Origin of the sequence: Cognatundibacterium luofuense, assembly GCF_018139685.1 — a bacterium.
Taxonomy (GTDB): domain Bacteria; phylum Pseudomonadota; class Gammaproteobacteria; order Burkholderiales; family Burkholderiaceae_D; genus Undibacterium; species Undibacterium luofuense.
Genome location: NZ_JAGSPN010000507.1, coordinates 1 through 305 on the forward strand (window position 1 = coordinate 1; position 305 = coordinate 305).

A 305-nucleotide genomic window follows, 5' to 3' on the forward strand; every position below is an offset into this window, starting at 1 on the left:
TGGGTGACAAAATCGCGGTGATGCGCGATGGCGTGGTGCAGCAGTTTGGCAGCCCGCAGGATATTTACGACCGCCCTGCGAATATGTTTGTCGCAGGCTTTATCGGTTCACCGTCGATGAATTTCATCCGTGGCAAAGTGCAGCAGGAACAGCAGCAACTGCATTTTGTGCTTGAACATCAGGGGCGCTCCACGCTGTTACCGATACCGGCCACACAGGCAGCCGCGATCCAGCGTTTGTCCCCGGTCAATGGCGAGATCGTACTCGGCATCCGGCCTGAACATGTGACTGATGCTGCCAGCGCC

1 pseudogene is annotated in these 305 nt (G+C 57.4%); it reads left to right on the forward strand.

Going from position 1 to position 305, the window contains the following annotated elements:
- Nucleotides 1–305 (forward strand): annotated as a pseudogene (locus KDM89_RS21440) (ABC transporter ATP-binding protein); the annotation flags it as partial.